Source organism: Ectothiorhodospira sp. 9100 (assembly GCF_022227565.1).
In the GTDB taxonomy this organism is placed as follows: domain Bacteria; phylum Pseudomonadota; class Gammaproteobacteria; order Ectothiorhodospirales; family Ectothiorhodospiraceae; genus Ectothiorhodospira; species Ectothiorhodospira marina.
The window spans coordinates 1-3,312 of record NZ_JAJNAN010000094.1 but is presented as its reverse complement, the minus strand read 5'-3'; the positions used below and the strand labels follow the sequence as shown (position 1 = coordinate 3,312).

The 3,312-nt window shown below is 60.8% G+C and carries 2 protein-coding genes; one reads left to right on the top strand and one right to left on the bottom strand.

Annotation, left to right across the window (positions count from 1 at the left end):
- On the bottom strand, positions 1-982 hold a 982-nt coding region (locus LPW29_RS14955; RefSeq protein ID WP_238628674.1), incomplete at its 3' end, for an ATP-binding protein.
- Between the two features lie 316 nt (positions 983-1,298).
- Here LPW29_RS14955 and mobH point away from each other — a divergent pair.
- Positions 1,299-3,098: a MobH family relaxase gene (gene mobH / locus LPW29_RS14950; protein ID WP_238628673.1), complete on the top strand. Its 1,800-nt coding sequence runs from the start codon at positions 1,299-1,301 to the stop codon at positions 3,096-3,098.
- The last annotated feature ends 214 nt before the right edge of the window (positions 3,099-3,312 follow it).

Sequence of the window (3,312 nt, the reverse complement as noted above, 5' to 3'; positions counted from 1 at the left end):
GGTATTGCTGGCCCTTTGCGGTCAGGCGGTACTGCTGCAGGCGACTGTTTGGTGTCTCGGGCAGTGTCATCTCGATGAGTCCCCGTTGCAACGCGGGCACAAGGTAATGACGGCGGAAATGGGCACGGTGCCGAAGTTCCAGGTGTCGGCGAAGTTCTCCTGATGACTGCGAACCCTCGCGTAATAACTGAAGCATAGGGAGGAGTGCATCGGACTGGGTCACTGACTGGGTCAATGACTGGGTCAATGAGGCGTTTTCTGGCACAACCACCGGCGCTGCCAGCCAGACACTCATCCGAATGCGATTGGCAATTTCTTCAATATGTGGCTCCGGCAGCCCCTGGGCCGCCGCCTCGGCAAAGATACGCTTGACGCCACTCCCCCACTGTTCGATCAGCCCAAGCTCGCGGAACACGCGGGCGATCACAGGATTACGGATCATGGAAACGCCCCGCTTCATCTCGTCGATGGTCATGCCGGGCATCAGCAGGCCGGGACTTTCGATCTCGATACGATCATCGAAAAACGCGATCCGAATCGGGCTGCCCTGCTGCGAGTAGTCGCAATGCACCAGGGCATTGACGACTGCCTCACGCAGCATGGTCAGCGGGATGCTCCACACGTCCCGGCGGCGCATGGCCCCGAACTCCGCGCTCTTGAAGGCGTGCTTCTTGAGAAACAGTTCGATGCTGTGGACGGCTTGCGGCAGGGGTTCATGGATCTCCGTCTGGTCGAAGATCTCGATCTTGTCCGTGCCACGAAATCGACCGCACTGCACCCAGGCATCTGAAAAATGCCACTGACGCTCACGACCAAACAGCAGGATGCCGCCCACACTGGGTACCAGACGCCCTTGATACGGCATCAACAGCCGCAAGGCCACCAGCGTTTTCAGCAAAGGCTTGGGAGATGAGAGATCGCGCTTGAATTCCAGCTGTTTGCCCTCGGGCTGGGCAAGCAGATCCTCGATTGGGTGCATCATCACGCGATTTCCTACCGCATACGAACCAGCTTATTGGCCAGCATCACCCCGTGCAGGTCTCGCATCGGTGTGCAATCTCGCTGGCCGAGGTGGAGGTGGTCAAACGCGTGGGGTGAACAGCGGCCTCCCTGTGAACCCCGAGCGGCAGCCAATCCGCGAGGACACGATTCTCGAAGACCATCAGGAGCCCACTGATTCTCCCTCAACGCACCAGGCACCTCAACCTTCCAGGCGCACACGAATACCCTAAAACCCCCCTTCTCCCGATAGACCATAAACGCTTGGGCACCTCTCGCCACCGCCCTACCATGCCATCATGAACGCCCTGACCTCCTGGATCACGCGCTCACTGGGCCATCAGCCAGGCAGAACCCTTCCCGGCACGGACGCGGTAGGATCGCCATCGCCCCTGATACGGATCCAGGACGCGCAAACCCTCCTCACGCCCACACACCGCCAGGCCGTGCTCGCCCAGATCGACAGATTGACCGGTCTGCCCGGCCCACATCATCAGGCCCTGGTCTTGTGGCCTCTCCGGCAATACGCCAGCTTCGTGCAGCAATTGCCTGCCTCCCAGGCCCATCATCACGCAGGTCTTGGCGGACTGCTGGATCACACCCTGGAGGTGGTCCACCAGGCACTGCTGATCCGCCGGGGGCGATTGCTGCCGATCGGCGGCGAGCCTGAGCGCATTGCCAGGCAGCATGATCTGTGGACCTATGCGGTGGCCATGGCTGCCCTGCTCCATGACCTGGGCAAACCGGCGGTGGATCAGTGGGTCACCCTCCATCGGGCCGATGGCCAATCCATCGGCACCTGGGATCCCCTGGCCGGCCCCATGACAGGCCTGCCGCACTGCCAGGCCTACACGGTGACTTACCGGCCACGCCGGTGTCATGGCTTTCATGAGCGGGTCACCTCCTTGCTGGTCCATCACATCATGCCGGCCCGGGGATTGGCTTGGCTGGCATCGGACCAGGCACTCTTCGCCCAATCGGTGGCGACCCTTGCCGGTGACATGAATGAAGCGGGCGCCCTGGGTGAAATCATCCAGGAGGCGAATGGACTCTCGGTGGCAAGAAATCTGGGCGCCGCTGATTCACCCCGGGTGGCGCCCACCAGAACCAGGCCGTTATGGGAACGCTTGGTGACCGGCCTGAGATACCTGCTTGATCAAGGTGAACTGCCCCTGAATCGCAATGGCGCTGCCGGATGGCTGGTGGGGCATGATCTCTGGCTGGTCTCGAAACGGGCCATTGATGCCCTGCGAGCCCACCTCATCGCCGAGGGTCATTCCGGCATCCCCTCCTCCAACGACCGCATCTACGACACGCTCCAGGAGCACGGGATACTGGAGTCTTGCGACGAGCGCGCCATCTGGCATACCACGGTGGCCGGTGCCGGATGGTCACATGAACTGACCCTGATCCGGATTCCTGTGCGGCGCATCTGGGCGGAGCCGGACAGTCGTCCGGGTTGCTTTGAGGGGACCGTCACCCCGAGAGCCCCGGACGCGAGCGAGGACATTGCCCACGAACCGACTGAACCAGACCAACGCGATGCCCCACAGGATCCGCTCGGTGATCTTCCCTCACCTACCCAAGCAGCGCCGCCGATCGTCACAGACAACCCCCCTCCGACAGAACTGGAGGACCCAAGGCCAGACAACGAACACGCGCCAGTCCTGGATCCCGCATCCGTCACGGACTCACTACAGGGCGAGCACCCCGGAGATGATGATGGCCCCGCCGAGGCCGGATCATGCTTCCTTCAATGGTTACAGCGAGAGGCCCTCGCGCGCCGCATGGAGTTCAATACCCCGCACGCACGCATCCACGTCGTCGAAGAAGGCGTGCTGCTGGTGAGCCCGGCAGTGTTCAAGGATTACGCCAGCCAGAACCCGGACCATGGCAGCTGGGAGTATGTACAGAAGCGATTCATGAAGCTCAGAGCCCACCAAAAGCGACCGGATGGAACCAATGTCCACCGGTATCTCGTGAAGGGGGCGCGGCGTCAGTCAGTGGTCAAGGGGATCGTCCTGCCCGACGTTGCGATTGTATTCCCGGGCAGCGGGGAGAAAGCATCGGTCAACCCACATCTGGAGGCATCCAGGTAATCCATCGCAGGCTCACACAGCTCCGGGGTCAGTTCTCTCCAGGATGCGCCAAAGCCTATCCGAAGTTCTTTGATGATGACGATCGGGAGAGAGGGATGTCCGAACGCCCAGATACTATTCATGCGATACCGGGGGCAACTCTGGGGGCAACAAAATTTAGAAAATTTATTTTTGACTTATTAATCAGATACTTATAGAGAACTTTCGGTAGTCA